At 63.1% G+C, this 21,349-nt stretch carries 14 protein-coding genes and 1 pseudogene; 11 read left to right on the forward strand and 4 right to left on the reverse strand.

The window, feature by feature from the left end:
- Positions 1-4: 4 nt before the first annotated feature.
- The gene (locus tag ASG57_RS32400; protein WP_024341258.1) at positions 5-1,027 is read right to left on the reverse strand and encodes a sugar ABC transporter substrate-binding protein; all 1,023 of its coding nucleotides are present in this window, start codon (positions 1,025-1,027) and stop codon (positions 5-7) included.
- 928 nt (positions 1,028-1,955) lie between these two features.
- Between ASG57_RS32400 and ASG57_RS32405 the strand changes: the two genes are divergently transcribed.
- From ASG57_RS32405 to ASG57_RS32445, 9 genes are all read left to right on the forward strand, one after another.
- Positions 1,956-2,330, forward strand: coding sequence for a DUF2946 family protein (locus tag ASG57_RS32405; protein ID WP_024341259.1), 375 nt, complete (start codon positions 1,956-1,958; stop codon positions 2,328-2,330).
- 95 nt (positions 2,331-2,425) lie between these two features.
- On the forward strand, positions 2,426-4,831 hold the full coding sequence (locus ASG57_RS32410) for a TonB-dependent receptor family protein (RefSeq protein WP_057198904.1): 2,406 nt from the start codon (positions 2,426-2,428) through the stop codon (positions 4,829-4,831).
- Positions 4,832-4,857: 26 nt separating this feature from the next.
- Entirely contained in the window at positions 4,858-6,069 is a 1,212-nt protein-coding gene (locus ASG57_RS32415) for a sialidase family protein (protein ID WP_057198905.1), read from the forward strand.
- Positions 6,066-6,563: a TlpA family protein disulfide reductase gene (locus ASG57_RS32420; protein ID WP_024341262.1), complete on the forward strand. Its 498-nt coding sequence runs from the start codon at positions 6,066-6,068 to the stop codon at positions 6,561-6,563. Before ASG57_RS32415 ends, ASG57_RS32420 begins: the two co-directional genes overlap by 4 nt.
- Positions 6,564-6,591: 28 nt before the next feature.
- Complete coding sequence (locus ASG57_RS32425; protein ID WP_024341263.1) at positions 6,592-7,128, forward strand: copper chaperone PCu(A)C; 537 nt, start codon at positions 6,592-6,594, stop codon at positions 7,126-7,128.
- Positions 7,129-7,380: 252 nt separating this feature from the next.
- Entirely contained in the window at positions 7,381-8,700 is a 1,320-nt protein-coding gene (gene proS, locus ASG57_RS32430) for a proline--tRNA ligase (RefSeq protein WP_024341264.1), read from the forward strand.
- A 73-nt stretch (positions 8,701-8,773) separates the two neighbouring features.
- Positions 8,774-10,054 (forward strand): lipoprotein-releasing ABC transporter permease subunit, encoded by a 1,281-nt coding sequence (locus tag ASG57_RS32435; protein WP_024341265.1) that lies wholly within the window; start codon positions 8,774-8,776, stop codon positions 10,052-10,054.
- Between the two features lie 7 nt (positions 10,055-10,061).
- On the forward strand, positions 10,062-10,766 hold the full coding sequence (locus ASG57_RS32440; protein WP_024341266.1) for an ABC transporter ATP-binding protein: 705 nt from the start codon (positions 10,062-10,064) through the stop codon (positions 10,764-10,766).
- Between the two features lie 331 nt (positions 10,767-11,097).
- Entirely contained in the window at positions 11,098-14,247 is a 3,150-nt protein-coding gene (locus ASG57_RS32445; RefSeq protein ID WP_057198906.1) for a GAF domain-containing hybrid sensor histidine kinase/response regulator, read from the forward strand.
- A gap of 120 nt (positions 14,248-14,367) precedes the next feature.
- On the opposite strand, the gene ASG57_RS32450 is transcribed toward ASG57_RS32445, so the two are convergent.
- From ASG57_RS32450 to ASG57_RS37330, 3 genes and pseudogenes are all read right to left on the reverse strand, one after another.
- Positions 14,368-15,594: a hypothetical protein gene (locus ASG57_RS32450; protein ID WP_230646612.1), complete on the reverse strand. Its 1,227-nt coding sequence runs from the start codon at positions 15,592-15,594 to the stop codon at positions 14,368-14,370.
- Between the two features lie 172 nt (positions 15,595-15,766).
- Entirely contained in the window at positions 15,767-16,027 is a 261-nt protein-coding gene (locus tag ASG57_RS32455) for a DUF3551 domain-containing protein (RefSeq protein ID WP_057198907.1), read from the reverse strand.
- Positions 16,028-16,043: 16 nt separating this feature from the next.
- Positions 16,044-16,337 (reverse strand): annotated as a pseudogene (locus ASG57_RS37330) (DUF3551 domain-containing protein).
- A 252-nt stretch (positions 16,338-16,589) separates the two neighbouring features.
- Here ASG57_RS37330 and ASG57_RS32460 point away from each other — a divergent pair.
- Together ASG57_RS32460 and dnaE are read left to right on the forward strand one after the other, a co-directional pair.
- Positions 16,590-17,315: an outer membrane protein gene (locus ASG57_RS32460; protein ID WP_024341268.1), complete on the forward strand. Its 726-nt coding sequence runs from the start codon at positions 16,590-16,592 to the stop codon at positions 17,313-17,315.
- Between the two features lie 484 nt (positions 17,316-17,799).
- The gene (dnaE, locus tag ASG57_RS32465) at positions 17,800-21,303 is read left to right on the forward strand and encodes a DNA polymerase III subunit alpha (RefSeq protein WP_057198908.1); all 3,504 of its coding nucleotides are present in this window, start codon (positions 17,800-17,802) and stop codon (positions 21,301-21,303) included.
- Positions 21,304-21,349: the final 46 nt, after the last annotated feature.

Consider the following 21,349-nt stretch of genomic DNA (forward strand, 5'->3'; position numbering starts at 1 on the left):
AGGCTTAGATCAGGAAGTGATCCTGCATCCACTGCATCCCGGCGGCGTTGGCCTTGGTGACGACCGGGCCATCGGTGACGACGTTCTTCGGGATGCCCTGTCCGCTCTTCTCTCCGCCGACCACGGCCGACACGCCCGCAATGATCGCGCCGCCATGGATGCGGCAGGACGGATTGCGCACGGTCGCGAACATGCGGCCCTCGCTCACCGCCTGGATCGCCGGCGGCATGGCATCGACGCCGCCGATCAGGATATTGGTGCGGCCCCGCGCCTTCATGATGTTGGCGGCCGCGAGCGCCATGTCGTCATTGTGGAAGAACGCCGCGTCGATCTGCGGGTATTTGGTCAGGTACGTTTCCCAGAGGCGGGCGGTCTTGGAGACGTCCCAGTCGGCCGGCTGGGTGTCGAGCACCTCGATGCCCGGAAATTGCTTGACCACCGTGTTGAAGCCCTTGGCGCGGCCTTGCGCGCCGGTGTGGCCGAGCGCGCCCTGCGTCATGATGATCTTGCCCTTGCCGCCCATGGCGTTGCACAGCGCCTGCGTGACCGAGGCTCCCATGAACTCGTTATCGGGGGCGAGGAAGGAGTGGACGTTGATCTGGTCGAGCGGCGCGATCAGCGTGTCCATGTCGATCACCGGCGTCCCGGCGTCGATCATCTTCTGCACCGGCTGGGTGAGGGTCCCGATGCCGAAGGCCTGGATTGCGACGAAGTCCCATTTCTGCGAGGCCATGTTGTCGATCGCCGCGCGCTGCTTCACTGCGTCGAGCTGGCCGTCGAACCATGTGACTTCAACGTTGAAGAGCTTACCCCAGAACTCCGCGGCCTGCTTGCCTTGCGCGCACCAGGTGGCCTGAAGGCCCGCATTGGAGAACGCTGCCTTCAGCGGCTTCTCGCTTCGTCCGACTGCGGCTGCAAGTGCGGGGGTTATGCCCATGCTGCCGAGCAAGGCAGTTGCGGCGCCGGCGGTCGCTGCCGCCTGAAGAAGATCGCGCCTCGTCGTCGAGAAATCTTTCGTCCCGGACATCGCTCGCTCCCATGTATTATCTCGTCGGCGCGTCATTGCCTGCGCGACCGATCACCGAAAGTCTCGCACAAGAGTTGTTGGCACTCAATCTGCAATCAGCCGCGACATCGCCGCAGCTTGTGCTGGTTGCAGCGCAAAGCGCCAGGCGGGAGCAGCGGCGAAGTCGTCGATGTCGGCGAGCAATGTGTCCCAGCCTTGTGCGATCTCGCTCGATCATTCATCGCCGGGAAGCTCGCGCAGCGTATCCCGAGCAAGCCAGCGAAATCGAAGATGTCCTCGATGCTCAGCGCGAGCATCGCTCCCTTTCACCGGGATCGCTGCCCTCCGTGCCGAAACGTCGGCTGCGCCTCCGGGTGCTCGTCGAGCGGGCGTTGATTGATAGACCAGGAGCGGGAGATCGGCGTTCGAAGCTGAGTTCGATCGGATTGGAATTGGAGGAGGCATTCATCGTCACTTCAGCCTCGCGGACAAAAAAAGAGCGGGGCCCTGGCCCCGCTCGAAAATTGTGTCGACCCTATTATCCCCGATCTTAAGATTTGCTCTTGATTGACGGGGCGACGCTGCGTTTTGCGCGCCAGGGGCTCCTCCCGAGACTTGGACCACCAGACTTCGACCTCGCGGCCAGCCTGAGCAAGAGGGATGCTAGATCAACTTTTCTCACTTGTCATCATTTTCGGCAACGAATGTTCAAAATAAGAGCAGTTGACGAAATGATCGGGCTTCGAGTCGACTAAGTATATGACAGATATAAGAAATCTGTGGATGGCGCGGGGCGTTTGGCTGCCTCATGCCGGATCCTCGGCCCGCAGCTGGGGACCCCGACCGCAGCTCTCGCGACATTTGTCCTGGGCCAAGTGGGCTGCGGAACTGGTCTCGACTCGCGTGCCATCGCGGTGTTTAGTCAGGCCACGAACAAATGGTTCGGCGGATGCGCGCACGGCTGCAAAAGTTCCTACCTCTGGTCCTGCTGGCCCTGGTGATGCAGGTGCTGGCGCCGATTGCCGCTTGCCTGGTGGCGGGTCAGGCTGTTGCCGATCCGCTCTCTGCCGCCGTCATCTGCCACAGCGCGAGCGAGCAGGGCGGCCCGAACGATCGGACCAGTGCGCCCACTGCGCATGCCGGCGCGTGCGCCCTGTGCTGCCTGGCCCAGGCCAACGCGACGCTCGATTCGCCTACGCATGAAGCACTCGCGGTTCCTGTCCGCCATGCCGAGCGTGTGGTGTGGCATCCGGCGCATGCGTCCGCCATCACTGCCTACGAGGGTTCGAGCGCCCAAGCTCGCGCACCGCCTCAGTCTTCCTGACGTAGCGACCAACCGAACCATTGGCGCGCGCCGTTGCCGCGCCGGTGGCGTGTTCAATGGACCGGCCGATGTGCCGGATGTCAGGAATTCAAGACATGTTACGCATTCGTGCGATCAGCCGCGCGGGCTTGCCCGTGCTTTGCGGGCTGGTGTCTTCGATCGGTGCAGACGCGCTTGCCCAAGGCGCCTCGGAACCGCTTCCCACGGTCACCGTTGAGGCGCCGCAGGCTTCGCGCCCCAAGCCGGCGCCCCGGCCATCGCGGCTGCGCTCAGCTGCGGCCGGGCGCGCCGCGAGACCCGTCGCGCAGAACCCGACCGCCAGCGCGCCGGCCCAAAATCCGGCCATGTCTGCCGGCGCGGCGCGGGAGGGCCTCAATCAATCGCCCGCCGGCCAGACTGCGACGACGATCGATCGGAGCCAGTTCGACAATCGCCCCGCGTTCTCGGTCAGCGATGTCTTGCGGGACAGCCCGGGCATTTCGATCAAGCAGGGGAACGGTCCTCGCGATTTCGGCATCTCAATTCGGGGGTCCAACGCGCGGAACGGCTTCGCCATCCGCAATCTCGTGATCTTCGAAGACGGCTTCCCCGTCACGCAGCCGGATGGACTGTCGCGGAGCGACCTGATCGATCCCCACGCCTATGCTGCGATCGACGTGATCCGCGGCCCTTCCTCGGCGCTCTATGGCAACTACGCAACAGGCGGTGCGCTGAATTTTCGGACACGGCCCGGCGGCACGATCGACGGTGTCGAATATGGCGTCGACGGCGGCAGCTACGGCTATCTCAACAACTACCTGGCAGCCGGCAAGAAGGTCGGGAATTTCGAGGGTTCGCTGTTTGCAAGCGATGTGCGTGGTGACGGCTATATCGGCAACAGCTGGTTCAATACGCAGACCGTCAACTTCCTCGGCACGCTCAAGGCAACGCTGGACGATCGCTTCACGGTCAAGATCATCAACAACGATCTCAGTGCGCGGCTGCCGATCCGGCAGTCGCTGAACCAGTACTACCTAAACCCCTTCCAGCAGGGGTGCGCGACCGGCGCCACCGCCGCGCCCGGATGCGGTACGGTCAGGCTGTTCAACAATGGTTTCAACTCAACCGCCGGAACCGACACGGAAACGGCCGTCCAGGCCGGGCTAGGCCGCAACGATCGCCGCACCATCGTCGGCGGTCGATGGGAGCACGATTTTGACAACACGCTGACTTGGCGCAATCAGTTCGTCTTCGACGACCGGAACATCACTCAGCCAACCGGGACGACGGCAGCGATCGGAGATTTTCCATCGTACAACTACATGAGTGATCTCACCAAGCGTGGAGAGATTTTCGGCCTGGAGTCGACCGCGTTCTTCGGCGCGTTCTTCAACACCCTGACGGCGTCGAGCGACACGCGGAACGTAATGCCTGGGGGCAATGCTACGCTCGGCAGGCTCTCGAGCAATCTCCTCAGCGAAACGACCAATTATGGTGTGCGTGCCAGGGAAGAGCTCAGGCTGACGACCTCGCTGACGGCGGTCGCTGCCGTTGGTTGGGAGACGACGCTGCTGAAGGGAACAAACACGGCCTATGCATACTCAGGTCCCACCGGCATCACCACCACAACTCTCACGTCGGCGGACAGGCAGTTTCAAAATGCCGCGCCGGAGTTGGCGCTCCTCTACAATCTCGAAAACGAGTGGCTGTTCCGCGGACGGGTTGCTACGGGGTACGGCACCCCGCAGGTTTCGAATCTCTTCGTTCTTCCGAACGGCCTGTCGGGCAACAACACCCAGCTTCAGGCGCAGAAGAATCTCGGCTACGATCTCGGCTTCGATTGGACGCCGAACAATACGCTCAAGCTCAGCGCGACCGGCTTCTACGAGTTCTTCCGCAACGAGATCGTCAGTCAGGCGACGCCTGCCGGCTCGCCCAACGCGACTTACACGTTCAACGCGCCGCGATCGGAGCATCGCGGCGTTGAGCTTGCCGCCGACTGGAAGTTCCATCCGGGGTGGCGGTTCATGGCGGCGTACACCCATCTCGACGAGGTCTACACCGAGTATGTCGAGAGCATCACCAATGGCGCCGTGTTCAGCTTCAACCGTGCAGGCAACAAGATTCCCGGGATATCGCCCAACGAACTAACGGCTCGAATTGGCTACGACGAGTTCGTCGGACCGCTGACCGGCCTCGGAGGCTTCGTCGAGGTTCAATGGAAGGATTCCTTCTACATGGACAACGCCAATCTGCTGAAGGCACCGGGCTATGAACTGGTCAACGTCAACGTCCACTACAAAGCCGATCTGGTGTCCGACACCGTCAGATCGCTCAATCTGTTTCTCGAGGTCAGAAACGTGCTCGACCGTACCTACGTCGCTTCGGCGAACAACATCGCGAACACAGTCACGGCGACAGGCCTTCAAAACCCTGCGAGCGTTCTCGCAAACACGACGGGATCCATTTATGCGGGCTCGCCGCGCACATTCGTTGCGGGTATGAAGGTGGCCTTCAGATGATCCGCGCTCTGGAAGGGAGTGGGGCCATGATCCGAACCAGTTTGCTCGCGCTCGTGGCCCTCGGACTCGCGGTGGGCACGGCGCTCGCACAGATGCGTGCCCCGCCTGCATCCGGAGCGGCGTGCGAGGAGCCGACGCTGCGCTGTGCCACCAAGGTGACGTCGGCCTTCGGTCCAGACGGCACGTTGTGGCTGGTCTGGATGGCGGGAGGGCAGATCTCGGTCGCAAGCTCGCAGGATACGGGCCGCAGTTTTTCGCCGCCCACCCAAGTCACGACGAAGCGGCTGAACCTCGACTGGGGACCGGATGCGCGCCCGAAGATCGTGGTCGATCGCAAGGGCGGCATCGCGCTCACGTTCTCTATCTTCAGGGACGAGGCCTTCAATGGTCAGGTGCTCTACACGCGCTCGGCTGATGGCGGGAAGAGCTTTGCCGAGCTTAAGCCCATCACCGCCAACAACGAGAGCCAGCGGTTCGAGGCGCTGGCGCTCGATCAGGATGGAACGGTGCTCGCGGCCTGGCTCGACAAGCGCAATCGTGTCTCTGCGAAAGAGGCGGGGCGGAAGTACGAGGGCGCGGCGCTGTTCTTTGCCTCGTCACGCGATGGCGGTGCCACCTACGCGGAGGCCCGTCTCGCGCACGAGGGCACCTGCGAGTGCTGCCGATTAGGGCTGGCGTTCGCGGCGCCGGGGCGGCCGGCCGTGATCTTCAGGAACATCTTCGAAGGCGGCGTGCGAGATCATGCGGTCATGACCTTCACCGCAGTCTCGACACCAGGCGAAATCCGTCGGGTCAGCAACGACGATTGGCAGATCAATGCCTGCCCGCACCACGGGCCTAGCCTCACCATCGGGCCGAACGGAACCTATCATGTCGCCTGGTACACGAACGGGAAGACTCGTAAGGGATTATTCTACGCCCACTCGCGTGACGAGGGGCGCACATTCTCTGTGCCGATCGCGCTCGGGCGCCTGGATCGCAGTCCGACGCGCCCCTTCGTGCTTTCGGCCCCGGCGGGAACGGTGATGGTGTGGAAGGAGTTCGATGGCGAAAAGACCTCGGTCCAGATGACGATCTCCCGCAATGACGGCCAGACGTGGTCGCCGCCGAAGGCGATAGCGAGTACGAGCGACACGTCCGATCACCCCTTGCTGGTCTCCAATGACAAGCAGACCTATCTATCGTGGATGACGAAGGCGGACGGCTATCGGTTGACAGCTATCGAGGATCAGCCATGAGATTTCGATTTGCAGGCATTGCGAGTCTGAACGTTCTGATCGCATCCGCGGCTGCTTTCGGAGCTTCGCCCGCCTTGAAGCCATTCGAACGCGGCACCTGGCAAGGCGTCATCAGGGGGCATGCCGGCCGTCCGGTACTGGTGCATTTCTGGGGCGTGACCTGTGGCCCATGCAAAGTCGAACTGCCGCTGCTCGGGCAGTTCGCCAAGGATCATCCTGACATCGACGTCGTCACGGTCAGCGCCGATCTCGTGCCGAACCTGCCGGCGGCGACGCAATCGATGCTCGACAAGGCGGGTCTGTCGTCCACCGAAAATTTCATCTTCAACGACGGCTTCGTCGAGCGCTTGCGGTTCGAGATCGATCCGGCCTGGCAGGGCGACATCCCTCGGACCATGCTGATCTCGCGGGACGGGACCATCACGACGATCGAAGGCTCGGCTGAAATCGCCGATCTGGAAAAATGGTCGGCGCAGCAGTTCTCCAAACACTGAAATCTAGATCTGAAAAGGAAATACCGAAATGAAGACAATCTCGAAAAACGTGCTGCTCGCTGCGTTCGCTCTCGCGATCTCCGCCGCACCGGCGCTCGCCGACGACGTGAAGGCCGGCGATCTCGTCATCTCGCAGGCGTGGAGCCGTGCGACTCCGGGCGGCGCAAAGGTTGCCGGCGGCTATCTCGTTATCGAGAACAAGGGGACGGCGCCGGACAGGCTGGTCAGCGTCTCCGCCGATATTGCGGGCAAGTCCGAGATCCACGAGATGGCAATGGATAACGGCGTGATGAAGATGCGAGCGCTCGACAAGGGACTGGTGATCGACCCCGGCAAGACCGTGAAGCTTGCGCCCGGCGGCTATCACCTCATGCTCCAGGAGTTGAAGGGCCCGTTCAAGCAGGGCGACAAGGTGCCGGTGATGCTGCAATTCGAGAAGGCCGGCAATGTTGCCGTCTCCCTCGACGTCCAGGGCGTCGGCGCGCAGTCGCCGGGCGACGCCGGGCATTCAGGTCATATGGACATGAAGAAAATGCCGGATCATTCGGGAATGAAGATGAAGTGAGGCGGATCTGGCCGGCCGCTGCACGTGCGGATCGACGGGCGGGTAGCCGATTTGCAGTAGGCCGCGCTGGACGACGTTCTTGAACCGAAGCCGCCGTGAGGTTGCCCACGGCGGCTTCGAGCTGAACCTGAAGCCGACGGAAAAATGACAAGGAATTTCGCGGCGTTAGCGGCTTTTCCTCATTCCCGGCCTTGTGTTTTCGCTCCCAATCCGGTTTCACTGCAGGCGATCACTGATTCCCAGAGTATTACCATGCGGTTGTCGCGGTTCTTTCTGCCCATCCTGAAGGAAAACCCGAAAGAGGCGGAGATCGTCTCGCATCGACTGATGCTTCGCGCCGGCATGATTCGGCAGGAGGCGGCCGGCATCTATGCCTGGCTGCCGCTCGGCTTTCGCGTGCTCAAGAAGATCGAGCAGATCGTGCGTGAGGAGCAGGACCGCTCCGGGGCGATCGAGGTCTTGATGCCGACGCTGCAGCTCGCCGATCTCTGGCGCGAGAGCGGCCGTTATGACGCCTATGGGCCGGAGATGCTGCGCATTGCCGATCGCCACAAGCGCGAGCTGCTGTATGGACCGACCAACGAGGAAATGATCACCGAGATCTTCCGCGCCTACGTGAAGTCCTACAAGAACCTGCCGCTGAATCTCTATCATATCCAATGGAAATTTCGCGACGAGCAGCGTCCGCGTTTCGGCGTGATGCGCGGCCGCGAGTTCCTGATGAAAGACGCCTATTCGTTCGACCTTAACGAGGCCGCGGCGCGCGTCGCCTACAACAAGATGTTCGTCGCCTATTTGCGCACCTTCGCGCGGATGGGGCTGAAGGCGATTCCGATGCGGGCCGAGACCGGCCCGATCGGCGGCGATCTCAGCCACGAGTTCATCGTGCTGGCCGAGACCGGGGAATCCGGCGTATTCATCAACCGTGACGTGCTGGACCTGCCGGTGCCGGGCGAGGACGTCGATTATGAGAGCGATTTGACGCCGATCATCAAGCAATGGACCTCGGTCTATGCGGCGACCGAGGACGTCCACGACGCCGCTCGCTTCGAGCGGGAGGTGCCGGCGGACAAGCGCGTCAACACCCGCGGCATCGAGGTCGGCCAGATCTTCTATTTCGGCACGAAATATTCCGAGCCGATGAAGGCGCTGGTAGCGGGGCCCGACGGTGTTGATGTGCCGATCCATGGCGGCTCCTACGGCGTCGGCGTCTCGCGCCTGTTAGGTGCCATCATCGAGGCCTGCCATGACGATGCCGGCATCAAATGGCCCGAGGCCGTGGCGCCGTTCCGCGTCTCGATCCTCAACCTCAAGCAGGGCGACGCCGCGGTCGATGCGGCAAGCGAGAAGCTTTATGCCGAACTCACGGCCAAGGGGGTCGACGTGCTGTACGACGACACCGACCAGCGCGCCGGCGCCAAGTTCGCCGCCGCCGATCTGATCGGCATCCCCTGGCAAATCATGATCGGGCCGAAGGGCCTCGCCGACGGCAAGGTCGAGATCAAGCGGCGAAGTGACGGCTCCCGCGAGACCATGTCGCCTGCGGATGCGGTCGCCCGCCTGGTCGGCTGAATATTGTTCATCGCGCGATATCGAGGCCGCCAATCCGGCCACAATTGACCCCGAATCATGGGATTATCGAGCGATGGATGAGACCATGACCGAGACCGTGCAAACCGCGCCTTTTGCGCCATTCGAGTGGATGCTGTCGGCGCGCTATTTGCGGGCGCGCCGCAAGGAGGGATTCATCTCGGTTATCGCCGGGTTCTCCTTTCTCGGCATCATGCTGGGCGTGGCGACGCTGATCATCGTCATGGCGGTCATGAACGGCTTTCGCAAGGAACTGCTCGACAAGATCCTGGGGCTCAACGGCCACATCCTTGTCCAGCCGCTGGAATCGCCGCTGACGGACTGGAAGGACGTCGCCGACCGCCTCAGTCAAGTCGAGGGCATCCGGCTCGCTGCGCCCGTAGTGGATGGTCAGGCGCTGGCATCATCGCCCTGGAACGCATCCGGCGTCCTCGTGCGGGGCATCCGCTCCGACGATCTCAACAATCTCACCTCGATCGCCAAGAACATCAAGCAGGGCTCGCTCGAAGGCTTCGACGAAGGGCAGGGCGTTGCGATCGGCCGGCGGCTCGCCGACCAGCTGTCGCTGCATGCCGGCGACAGCGTGACGCTGGTGGCGCCAAAGGGCGCGGTCACGCCGATGGGCACCACGCCGCGGATCAAGCCGTACAAGATCGCGGCGGTGTTCGAGATCGGCATGTCCGAATACGATCTTGGCTTCGTGTTCATGCCGCTCGCCGAGGCGCAGGCCTATTTCAACCGCAGCAACGACGTCACCTCGATCGAGGTGTTCACCACCAATCCCGACCGGATCGATGCCTTCCGCAAGGCCGTGACGGAGGCGGCGGGCCGGCCGATATTCCTGGTCGACTGGCGCCAGCGCAACTCGACCTTCTTCAACGCGCTCCAGGTCGAGCGCAACGTCATGTTCCTGATCCTGACCATGATCGTGCTGGTCGCCGCGCTCAACATCGTCTCCGGCCTGATCATGCTGGTGAAGGATAAGGGCAGCGACATTGCGATCCTGCGCACGATGGGCGCCTCTCAGGGCTCGATCATGCGCATCTTCCTGATTACGGGTGCGTCGATCGGTGTGGTCGGCACGCTGGTCGGCTTCTGCGTTGGCCTCGTGATCTGTCTCAACATCGAATCGATCCGGCAATTTCTTTCGTGGCTGACCAGCACCGAACTGTTCTCGCCGGAGCTCTATTTCCTGTCGAAGCTGCCCGCCGAGATCGATGTCGGCGAAACCACGGCCGTCGTCATCATGGCGCTGACGCTGTCGTTCCTGGCGACGCTCTATCCGTCGTGGCGCGCCGCGCGCCTCGATCCCGTCGAAGCGCTGCGGTACGAGTGAGGGGCTGATGGAGCAGCAGCAGGGGGCGGAAGATGTACCGGTCATTTATCTCCACGAGATAAAGCGGCAGTACTTGCAGGGCGAGGTGCCGCTGACGATCCTCGATGGCGCCAAGCTGGCGCTGTGGGCCGGCCAGTCGGTCGCGCTGGTCGCGCCGTCGGGCTCGGGCAAGTCGACCCTGCTGCATATCGCCGGCCTTCTGGAGGCGCCCGATTCCGGCGAAGTCTACGTCTCGGGTGCGCCGACCTCGCAGTTGCCCGACATCGAACGCACGCAGCTGCGCCGCACCGACATCGGATTCGTCTACCAGTCGCACCGGCTGCTGCCTGAGTTCTCGGCGCTGGAGAACGTGATGCTGCCGCAGATGATCCGCGGCCTCAGGAAGTCCGAGAGCGTCAAGCGCGCCAAGGAGATCCTTGGCTATCTTGGCCTCGGCGACCGCATCACCCACCGCCCTGCCGAGCTGTCGGGCGGCGAGCAGCAGCGCGTCGCGATCGCGCGCGCGGTGGCCAACGCGCCGCGTGTGCTGTTTGCGGACGAGCCGACCGGAAATCTCGATCCCGGTACCGCCGAGCACGTGTTCCAGGCTCTGATGCAGCTGGTCAAGGCGACGCAGGTGTCGATGCTGATCGCGACCCACAACATGGAGCTTGCCGGCCGCATGGACCGGCGCGTCTCGTTGTCGAACGGTCAGGTGGTCGAGCTCGACTAAGGTCACGCGAAAACAACCCCATGCACAGTAGCCAAGTGCTTGGCGGAATTACCTAAAGAAAACCGCAACAGTGCTCTGCCGCCGACTGCGGGCTCAAGGCCTGATGACCGTCATTTGAACGGGCCGGGATTGGCCGCGGCGTGGGCGACCGCTTCATTGGCATTGACGAGATCGAGCTCCGGAATTCGTCAAATGGTGAGAGGCACGCGATATTCGGAGAGGCCGGTCTGGTTGCTGAGCCGCGCCTGACGCCGGGAACCTAAGCGCCGTCCTACGGTTACCGTGTCATCGGTGTGTTTGGTGGAGCGAGGGAAGTGTCCGGGGAAGACCGATGACGACAGCGACCGGGGTACCCTCGGCCGACCGTAACGCCGTCTTAGCCACCCTCGGCGACCATATTCGGGAGATCGGTAACCCCGACGATCTCGCCTATGCCGCGGCTGAGCTGCTTGGCCGCAGCCTCAACGTCAGCCGGGCAGGCTACGGTACCGTTGATACATCAGCCGAGACCATCACGATCGCGCGCGACTGGAACGCTCCCGGGATATTGAGCCTGGCCGGCGTGCTGCGCTTTCGCGACTATGGCAGCTATATCGAAGACTTGAAGCGGGGCGAGACGGTCATCTGCGCCGATGCAGAGAGGGACCCTCGCGTAGGCGACCGCGCCCGAGCTCTCGAGGCAATTTCGGCGCGCGCCTTCGTCAACATGCCTATCTCCGAGCCCGACGGGGTCGTGGCGCTGCTCTACCTCAACAATGCCAAGCCGCGCGAATGGAGCCCCGCCGAGCTGGCGCTAATCCGCGAGGTCGCCGAGCGGACCCGCACTGCCGTCGAACGCCGCCGTGCTGAGACGGCAGTGCGCGAGAACGAGGCACGGCTGCTCTTCCTCGACGCTCTCAACAAGGAAACAGCCAAAACCCGCGATGCGGATAGCGTCATGGCGGTGACGACGAGAATGGTCGGTGAGCATCTCGGGGTCTCAAACTGCGCCTATGCCGACATGGATCCTGATCAGGACGGCTTCACCATACGCGGGGATTGGGCAGCTCCGGGTGCGATGCACATCCTCGGGCACTACAGCCTTGCTGATTTCGGTAAGAAGGCGGTTCGAGAGCTGGGTGCGGGCAGACCGCTCATCATCAACGATAACCTGACGGAGATTGCGCCGGAGGAAGCCGCCGCTTTCCAGCGCATCGGGATAGGCTCGACCATCTGCATGCCCTTGGTGAAGGAAGGGCGACTGACCGCCTTGATGGCGATACATCACCGGGGCCCGTATCGCTGGAGACAGCACGAACTTGCCCTGCTTACCGAGGTGACGGAGCGGTCATGGGCGCACATCGAGCGGGTCAGATCGGAGCAGGCGGCCCGCGAAGCTGCCGAACGCCTGGTCCTTGCCAACAAGGCGGCCGGCATCGGGACGTGGGACTATGACCCGGTCAACGACGTCCTCCGATGGGATAACCGCTGCAAGGAGGTATTCGGTCTCTCACCGGACGCCGACGTGAGCTACGAAGGGTCGTTCCTGAGGGGCATTCATCCCGACGACAGGGAGCGCGCGCATCAAGCCGTATCAGCGGCCCTACAGCCTCGTTCTCCGGGAAGTTACAACATCGAATACCGAACCATCGGTATCGAGGATGGCATCGAGCGCTGGATCGCCGCAACTGGTCACGCAATTTTTTCCGACGACCAGGCCACTCGATTCATCGGGACCGTGCTGGATATCTCTGCGCAAAAGAAAACCGAACGTCATCTCAGGATACTCAACGACACAGGAGCATCGGTCGCTCGCGAACGTGATCTCGGCAGGATCGTGCAGATCGTAACGGACGCCGGCGTCGAGCTGACCGGCGCTCAGTTCGGAGCTTTCTTCTACAACGTCCTCGCTGCGGATGGCGGCAGCTACATGCTCTATTCGCTGTCCGGCGTACCCCGATCGGCTTTCGAGAGCTTCCCGATGCCGCGCGCCACCGGCGTGTTCGAGCCGACGTTCAAGGGGCTGGGCGTGGTCAGGTCCGATGATATCCTGAAGGATCCGCGTTATGGCAAGAACACGCCGCACTACGGAATGCCGGCGGGCCATCTTCCGGTTCGGTCCTACCTGGCGGTCCCCGTTATCTCGCGCAGCGGCGAGGTGCTCGGAGGACTTTTCTTCGGCCATGCGGATGTCAGAAAATTCCAGGCCGAGCACGAGGCCGCACTGCTCGGAATTGCCGGTCATGCCGCGACGGCTATCGATAACGCGAGGCTTTTGACCCGGCTCGAGGCCCTCAATGCCGAGTTGGAGCAACGGGTCGCCGATGAGATCGCCGAGCGTATGAAGGCCGAAGAGCAACTGCGGCAATCCCAGAAGATGGAAGCTGTCGGGCAATTGACCGGCGGCATTGCCCACGACTTCAACAACATGCTGGCCGTGATATTGGGCAGCTTGAACCTTGCCAAGCGGCGGCTCGGCAAGGGAGAGGTCAACATCGATCGTTTCATCGAGGGCGCCATCGATGGTGCAAACCGTGCGGCCACGTTGACGCAAAGGCTGCTCGCGTTCTCGCGTCAGCAACCTCTCGCGCCTGAGGTCGTGGACGTCAACAAGATGGTTGGCGGGATGAGTGAGCTGCTCGAGCGATCGCTCGGCGAGCTCGTCCGCCTCGAGACGGTGCTTGCGGTCGGCCTATGGCGCGTCAAGGCCGATCCGGCTCAGCTGGAAAGCGCTCTCATCAATCTTGCGGTCAATGCGCGGGATGCCATGCCGAAGGGCGGCAGACTGACCATAGAAACCGGCAACGCTTCGATCGATCGAAAATATGCCCGCGAATACGCCCTGGCACCCGGGCAGTACGTTCTCATTGCCGTGACGGACAACGGAACAGGAATTGCGGCCGACGTGCTGGGGAAGGTCTTCGATCCGTTCTTCACGACCAAGGTCGTGGGCAAGGGCACCGGCCTCGGCCTCAGCCAGGTCTATGGTTTCGTGCGGCAGTCCGGCGGCCATGTGAAGATCTACTCGGAAATCGATGTCGGCACGACGGTGAAGATCTATCTTCCGCGGTTCGCGGGCGAGGAGGCCATCCCAACTCCATCACAAGGCGTGACACATCCCGGTGCAAGTCTGCAGAGCGAGACCATTCTCGTCGTGGAAGACGATGAGCGCGTCCGCAGCATCTCGTCCGAAAGCCTGCGCGAGCTTGGCTACACCGTTGTCGAGGCCGCGAGCGCCAACGAGGCGATCAGGAAAATCGAAAGCGGTTTCATCCCCGATCTGCTGTTCACCGATGTCGTCATGCCCGACATGACCGGAGCGGAACTTGCGACCGAACTGTCGAAGCGACTTCCGGAACTGAAAGTGCTGTTCACCACGGGTTACACGCGCAACGCGATCGTTCACAACGGCATGCTCGACGCCGGCAAGCATCTGCTGTCCAAGCCCTTTGCAATCGAAGACTTGGCCGCCAAGGTTCGTCAACTGCTCGACGAGGGCTAGCTAATAAGCTTCGAGTCGAGCGCTGCCGTCCGCATCTTACGGCGACGGTGCGGAAGAAGGCTTCGTGCTGGCGGTCGGCTGGGGAGCGGTCCAGGGGCTCGCGGGCGAATGAGCCGCCTGTTAGGGAGCCGTATGCCGAAGCATCGCCGGCAAGAGACTTGCTGGGCCTGCCGCCGGCGATGCGCAGGATGCCCTCAGCCGGTCCCACACTGACGGTAGGCCCGTCAGGTCTATCTCGAATTTCGTGTTGCTCGTCTTGTCGTCCGGCATCTGCGTGGTTTCGCGGACCTGGAGGGAGCGCGAAGCCAATATCGTGTTGACCATGTCGGCGTCGATGTTGCCGCGCCACACCGCGTACTTGCCGAAGCGAAGCGGAGATCCTCCGGTCACCTTCTCGGTGTCGGCCGCGATCAGGATCGTGCTTTTGCCGCGAGCCGTCTCGTCGACCTCGGACGCGAACGTCAGCGGCACGCCCTTGCTGTTCTCGCAGGACAGGCGCAACTCCATCGTTCTGAACTTGGAGGCGCTCTCCTTCTTCGTCGTCGCCATCTTGCGAACGAACGGCCGCGCCTCTTTCTCCAGCGTCCAGTTCGTCTCGGCAAGCGGTCGCGTATCGATGCCGAAACCGTAGAGCTCGGATCGCGTCAGCACGTGCAGGCTTTCGAACTTCACTGTCCGGATCAGAGCATCGAGCTCGCGGTTGATTCCCATCGCGGTGATGAAGGCGGCCCGGTCACGATCGGCCGCCAATAGCCGCCGCCGTCTGTATTCCGCGACTGCCGCCGGGTCGGGCCGCCCGTCAAAGGCCAGCACCAGCCTGGAACTATGGACCGCCACTACCGCGTCGGGGGCGACCTCGCGCGATGTCGCCCCGAGAAACAGGTAGCCGCAGGCTGAATTGCACATGGCACGCTGAGTGGTGAGTTCGGCCTCCACCTCGCCGCGCGCATTCTTGATCTTCAGGCACGCGGCATCCGCCTGCTTGCCCGCGGCGCAGGCGGTCGGGATCGTCCGGCCGATCCTGGCAATTGCTCTGCGGCTGCGCAGCAGTCGCCCGATCGCGTAGGATTGCTCGACGTTGCCACCGGGCGAATGAAGATAGATCGGACGCTGCAGGTCCTTGACGGCGGCGAGGAAGCGGCGAATGCGCGCTGCAGCCTCCCGATCGATCTCGCCCTCGATGGCGATCCAGCGATCGCAGCCCGGGCCGCATGCGTTGGGCGAACCCTTGGCGAGATAGATCGTCAACCTCGACGCAAGGCCGGCTTGTTCCGCCGGGGCCGCCTGTGCACCCAAGGTGCTGGGAAGCAGCAGCGAGACCACGAGGAGCAGGATACGGGCGAACATGGAGGGATCGACTACGCGTAAGGAAGCTCGGACCGAGGCTATACGAGGACTGGCGCGGTCACAACTTGCGGTCGCCCGTCGATCCGCGTTTTATTGCGTCCGGCCGGCAATCAAGCGCTTGGAGTACGCCCCCGGCGTGCGTTGCCGCATGTCGCTGATAGGCAGCTGTCGATCATCCGGCACCAGCGGCGCGTCCCGAGCGGCGAGGCGGTGTCGACTTCGACCTCGGAAAGTATGGATTCACGGTACAACTCGCCGAGCGTCCGACGGCGAGATGTCTGCACTGGGCAAGCGAATCGTAGCCGCAGTCGAAATAGCCGACCGGACCGTAGATCTGCATGCAGACAGGGTAACGCGGATCGTAGGTCTGAGCATGCGCATGTTGGCTGGCCACCAGCAGGGCGAGCGCGAAAGCGAGGCAGACGCGGTGCATCTCAGCGCGGCAGAACCTAGCCCGGCGTCTGCGCGCACGGACGATTCTGATACGCGTATGGGTCGTCGGTCTGTCCGACGAAATACGGGTTGGCGATGCAGGCGAGGGCGCGGCCGGACGCGCTCGCCTGACACTGAGCGTAGGTATCGAACCTGCAATTGCTGAGACCCGGTTATTCATCTCCGGTGAGGCAGAATGTATGGTTCTTGCCGAATGCGCGTGCGGGTGTGCTTGCAATCGATGCGAGTACAAATGTGACGAATGCGAGCAATAATGTGGCGACAATGGGGTGTGGAACTCGGCCGCGCATTTCATTTTCTCCAATCACGCGAATGTGCGCACAACGTCGTGCCGCGCGCATGAGGCCTGTGCCCTGTAGTCCACACTGGAACTCAGGAAGACTCTTGTTTCAAAGGGTTTCCGCGCATGCGCCGATAAACATTCGTTAATGTGCAGAGGCCTTTCGACCGGACTGTTGCGTCACGGTTACAGCAATTCTGTCGATCGCTGTTATGACGACGTCACGGCCCGGGGGCCTCTAAGAAACTGGAACGGGAATCAAATGAAGAAGAATTTGTTGCTTGCCGCTGTCAGCCTCGTCGCGCTCAGCGCGGCTGCGCCGGCGCTGGCTGCTGACCTCGCGGCGCGGCCTTACACCAAAGCTCCGCCGGCGGCGATCGCTGCCGTTTACGACTGGAGCGGCTTCTACATCGGCATCAACGGCGGCGGCGGTTCGGCTCGCACGACCTGGGATCTGGTTGGCGTCGGTCGTGAAGGTTCCCACGATGCGTCGGGCGGCACGGTTGGTGGCCAGATCGGCTATCGCATGCAGTCGGGTCAGTTCGTGTTCGGCGTTGAGGGCCAGGGCAACTGGGCCGATTTCTCGGGCGACAATGTCAGCCTGATCTTCCCCGCCAATCGTAACCGGACCCGGATGGATGCATTTGGTCTCATCACCGGTCAGGTCGGCTATGCCTGGAATAACGTGCTCCTGTACGTGAAGGGCGGCGCGGCCGTCGTCAGCAACAAGTACGAGCTGTCCGCCGTCGGCGGTCCGCTGCTCGCCTCGACCAGCGACACGCGCTGGGGTGGTACCGTCGGCGCAGGCCTCGAGTTCGGCTTTGCGCCGAACTGGTCGGTTGGTGTGGAGTACAATCACATCTTCCTGGCCGACAAGGACGTGACCTTTGCTGGTTTCGCCGGAACCGATCGCATCCGTCAGGACGTCGACATGGGCCTCGTCCGCCTGAACTACAAGTTCGGCGGCCCGATGATTGCCCGCTACTAAGGCGAACCGCTTCGCAGGGAGCGATCGTCGAAAGCCCCGGCCTTGTGCCGGGGCTTTTTTATTGTTGCAGATCAGCGAGTTAACCATTCTTTTCCAGAGCGGTTCAGACAGCTTGACTCCTAAGAACGAAAAGAGAACAATGTTCTTCATACGTTCTGGTAGGAGCGAGACATGTTCAGGGTTTTTGTCGAAGAAGCCGCCGCACTGGCGTCGATCACGCTATTCGTCGGGATGATCGCGATCTGGGCGCAGGTGATCCCGCAGCTCTGATTCTGCGAGTCTAACGCAGTGGTCCCTTACGCCGGTGCGCGTCTCTACCGGTGCCTTGGGGAAAAGCGGGACGACGCAGCCGATCGGCCGCTCCGGCGTGGACTCTGAAGCTGTGACACCTCACCATTGGGTGGCGAGTCGGCCGGGAGAGTGCTTGATGCCTTGACGAGCCGGCGACCGCGCCATCTCATCTGCAAGAGGCCGTCACGCGACCATGCCGAGCGCCGGATTTGTTCACCTTCACGTTCACTCGGCCTATTCGCTGCTCAAAGGCTCGATCAAGATCGCCAAGCTCGCCGAGCTGGCGAAGAAAGACCACCAGCCCGCGCTGGCGCTGACCGATACCGACAATCTGTTCGGTGCGCTGGAGTTCTCCGACAAGATGGCGGGCTCCGGCATCCAGCCGATCGTCGGTTGCGATCTGGCGATCGATTTCGCCGACCAGGATCCCAATGCGCGCAACGCGATGGGCCCCTCGCGCGTGGTGCTGCTGGCCGCGCAGGAGCGCGGCTATCGCAGCTTGATGCGGTTGAACTCACGCGCGTTCCTCGAATCGCCGGACAGCCATGCTCCGTTCATCAAGTTCGACTGGCTCGAGGGCGAGACCGAAGGCCTGATAGCGCTGACGGGCGGACCGGACGGGCCGATCTCGCTGGCGCTCGCCGGCGGGCTCAGCGAGCTTGCCGCCCTGCGCTGCGAGCGTCTGGCCGGTCTGTTCGGGGACCGCCTCTACGTCGAATTGCAGCGTCACAACACGGAGAAGGAGCGGCGGGTCGAAAGCGGCCTGATCGACATCGCCTACGCCAAAGGCCTGCCGCTGGTTGCGACCAACGAGCCGTATTTCGCCGCCACAGATGACTACGAAGCGCATGACGCGCTCCTCTGCATTGCCGGCGGCCGACTGATCGCCGAGACCGAGCGCGAGCAGCTCACGCCGGATCATCGCTTCAAGACTCGCGCCGAGATGGCGCTGCTGTTCGCCGACATTCCGGAGGCGCTGGCCTCGACGGTGGAGATCGCCGAGCGCTGCTCGTTCCGGCCGATGACGCGCAAGCCGATCCTGCCGTTCTTCACCGTCGGCGCCGCCTCGAGCTCGGATGCTGCCGCCGTCGAGGCCGCCGAATTGAAGCGCCAGGCGGAGGAGGGGCTTGCCAAGCGCCTGCGCGTGCACGGCCTGTCGCAGGGCACGACGGAGGAGACCTACGCCAAGCGGCTCGCCTTCGAGCTGGACGTCATCACCCGCATGAAATACGCGGGCTACTTCCTGATCGTGTCCGACTTCATCAAATGGGCAAAGAGCCAAGGCATTCCCGTCGGGCCGGGCCGCGGCTCCGGCGCCGGCTCGCTGGTCGCGTGGGCGCTGACCATCACCGACCTCGATCCGATCAAGTTCGGCCTGCTGTTCGAGCGCTTCCTCAATCCCGAACGCGTCTCGATGCCGGACTTCGACATCGATTTCTGCCAGGATCGCCGCGGCGAGGTGATCAGTTACGTGCAGCAGCGCTACGGCCGCGACCAGGTCGCGCAGATCATCACCTTCGGTACGCTGCAGGCGCGCGGGGTGCTGCGCGACGTCGGCCGCGTCCTCCAGATGCCCTATGGCCAGGTCGACAAGCTCACGAAGCTGGTGCCGCAGAATCCGGCTGCGCCGGTGACGCTGGCGGCAGCGATCGAGAGCGAGCCGAAGCTCCAGGCGTTCCGCGACGAAGATCCGGTGGTCGCGCGTGCCTTCGACATCGCCCAGCGCCTCGAAGGCCTGACACGCCACGCCTCGACGCACGCCGCCGGAATCGTGATCGGCGATCGCCCCTTGAGCGAGCTCGTGCCGCTCTACCGCGATCCGAAATCCGACATGCCGGTGACCCAGTTCAACATGAAATGGGTGGAGCCCGCGGGCCTCGTGAAGTTCGACTTCCTCGGCCTGAAGACACTGACCGTGCTCGACGTCGCCTGCAAGCTGCTCAAGCCGCGCGGCATCCATGTGGATCTTGCGACCCTGCCGATCGACGATGCCGAGAGCTACGCGATGCTGGCGCGCGGCGACGTGGTCGGCGTGTTCCAGGTTGAAAGCCAGGGCATGAGGCGGGCGCTGATCGACATGCGCCCTGACCGTTTCGAGGACATCATCGCGCTGGTGGCGCTCTATCGCCCGGGCCCGATGGCGAACATTCCGACCTATTGCGCGCGCAAGCACGGCGACGAGGAGCCAGAATACCTGCATCCCGTGCTGGAGCCGATCCTGAAAGAGACCTTCGGCGTCATCATCTACCAGGAACAGGTGATGCAGATCGCGCAGGTGATGTCGGGCTATTCGCTCGGCGACGCCGACCTTCTGCGCCGCGCCATGGGCAAGAAGATCCGCGCCGAGATGGACAAGCAGCGCGATATCTTCGTCGCGGGTGCGGTGAAGAACGGGGTGCCGAAGGGGCAGGCCGAGACCATCTTCGAATTGCTGGCCAAGTTCGCCGACTACGGCTTCAACAAGAGCCACGCGGCCGCCTATGCGCTGGTGTCCTATCACACCGCCTACATGAAGGCGCATTATCCGGTGGAGTTCATCGCGGCGTCGATGACGCTCGATCTGAACAACACCGACAAGCTCTCCGAATTCCGCTCCGAGGCGCAGCGCCTCGGCATCAAGGTCGAACCGCCAAACATCAACCGGTCCGGCGCCACGTTCGAGGTCGGCGAGAAGACGATCTACTACGCGCTCGCAGCGCTCAAGGGCGTCGGCATCCAGGCGATCGAGCAGATCATCGAGGAGCGGACCAAGCGGGGGCTGTTCACCTCGCTGGCCGACTTCGCCGCGCGGGTCAATCCGCGTGCGATCAACAAGCGCATCATCGAAAGCCTCGCGGCCGCAGGCGCCTTCGACACGCTGGAGCCGAACCGGGCTCGCGTCTTCGCCGGCGCGGATTCGATTCTCGCAGCTTGTCAGCGGGCGCACCAGGCCGAGACCATCGGCCAGAACGACATGTTCGGGATGTCGGCGGATGCACCGACCATCATGCTGCCGCAGGTCGAGCCGTGGCTGCCGGCGGAGCGGCTGCGACGCGAATACGACGCGATCGGCTTCTTCCTATCGGGCCATCCGCTCGACGATTACGCCACCGTGCTGAAGCGGCTGCGGGTGCAGAGCTGGGCCGAGTTCTCGCGCGCGGTGAAGACCGGCGCTACCGCCGGCAAGGTTGCGGCAACTGTGGTCTCGCGGATGGAGCGGCGCACCAAGACCGGCAACAAGATGGGCATCATGGGGCTCTCTGATCCAACCGGCCACTTCGAGGCCGTGCTGTTCTCGGAAGGGCTTGCGCAATATCGTGACGTGCTGGAGCCGGGCGCTGCCGTGCTGCTGCAACTGGGGGCCGAGCTGCAGGGCGAGGACGTCCGTGCCCGCGTGCTGCACGCCGAGCCGCTCGATGACGCGGCTGCCAAGACGCAGAAGGGCCTTCGCATCTTCCTGCGCGACACCAAGCCGCTGGACTCGATCGCCAAGCGCTTGGCCGGCCCCGACATGGCCGGCTCGAACGGCAGCGCACCAAAGCCCGGCAGTCCCGCCATGGCGCCGCGATCCAATGGCGACGGCGAGATCTCGCTGGTGATGATGCTCGACCTCGAGACCGAGGTCGAGATGAAGCTGCCTGGTCGCTTCAAGGTCTCGCCGCAGATTGCCGGAGCGATCAAGGCGGTCGCCGGCGTGGTGGACGTGCAGCAGCTCTGACGTTTGCCTGCAGCGCCCAAACCAAAGCTTAACTATTTGGCTCGCA

The sequence above is a fragment of the Bradyrhizobium sp. Leaf396 genome (assembly GCF_001424605.1).
Lineage (GTDB): Bacteria > Pseudomonadota > Alphaproteobacteria > Rhizobiales > Xanthobacteraceae > Bradyrhizobium > Bradyrhizobium japonicum_C.

Bases quoted from the DNA above. Each gene is read 5' to 3' on its own strand.
- ASG57_RS32400 (WP_024341258.1), bottom strand. From the start codon at position 1,027: ATGTCCGGGACGAAAGATTTCTCGACGACGAGGCGCGATCTTCTTCAG.
- ASG57_RS32405 (WP_024341259.1), top strand. From the start codon at position 1,956: ATGCGCGCACGGCTGCAAAAGTTCCTACCTCTGGTCCTGCTGGCCCTG.
- ASG57_RS32410 (WP_057198904.1), top strand. From the start codon at position 2,426: ATGTTACGCATTCGTGCGATCAGCCGCGCGGGCTTGCCCGTGCTTTGC.
- ASG57_RS32415 (WP_057198905.1), top strand. From the start codon at position 4,858: ATGATCCGAACCAGTTTGCTCGCGCTCGTGGCCCTCGGACTCGCGGTG.
- ASG57_RS32420 (WP_024341262.1), top strand. From the start codon at position 6,066: ATGAGATTTCGATTTGCAGGCATTGCGAGTCTGAACGTTCTGATCGCA.
- ASG57_RS32425 (WP_024341263.1), top strand. From the start codon at position 6,592: ATGAAGACAATCTCGAAAAACGTGCTGCTCGCTGCGTTCGCTCTCGCG.
- proS (WP_024341264.1), top strand. From the start codon at position 7,381: ATGCGGTTGTCGCGGTTCTTTCTGCCCATCCTGAAGGAAAACCCGAAA.
- ASG57_RS32435 (WP_024341265.1), top strand. From the start codon at position 8,774: ATGGATGAGACCATGACCGAGACCGTGCAAACCGCGCCTTTTGCGCCA.
- ASG57_RS32440 (WP_024341266.1), top strand. From the start codon at position 10,062: ATGGAGCAGCAGCAGGGGGCGGAAGATGTACCGGTCATTTATCTCCAC.
- ASG57_RS32445 (WP_057198906.1), top strand. From the start codon at position 11,098: ATGACGACAGCGACCGGGGTACCCTCGGCCGACCGTAACGCCGTCTTA.
- ASG57_RS32450 (WP_230646612.1), bottom strand. From the start codon at position 15,594: ATGTTCGCCCGTATCCTGCTCCTCGTGGTCTCGCTGCTGCTTCCCAGC.
- ASG57_RS32455 (WP_057198907.1), bottom strand. From the start codon at position 16,027: ATGCACCGCGTCTGCCTCGCTTTCGCGCTCGCCCTGCTGGTGGCCAGC.
- ASG57_RS32460 (WP_024341268.1), top strand. From the start codon at position 16,590: ATGAAGAAGAATTTGTTGCTTGCCGCTGTCAGCCTCGTCGCGCTCAGC.
- dnaE (WP_057198908.1), top strand. From the start codon at position 17,800: ATGCCGAGCGCCGGATTTGTTCACCTTCACGTTCACTCGGCCTATTCG.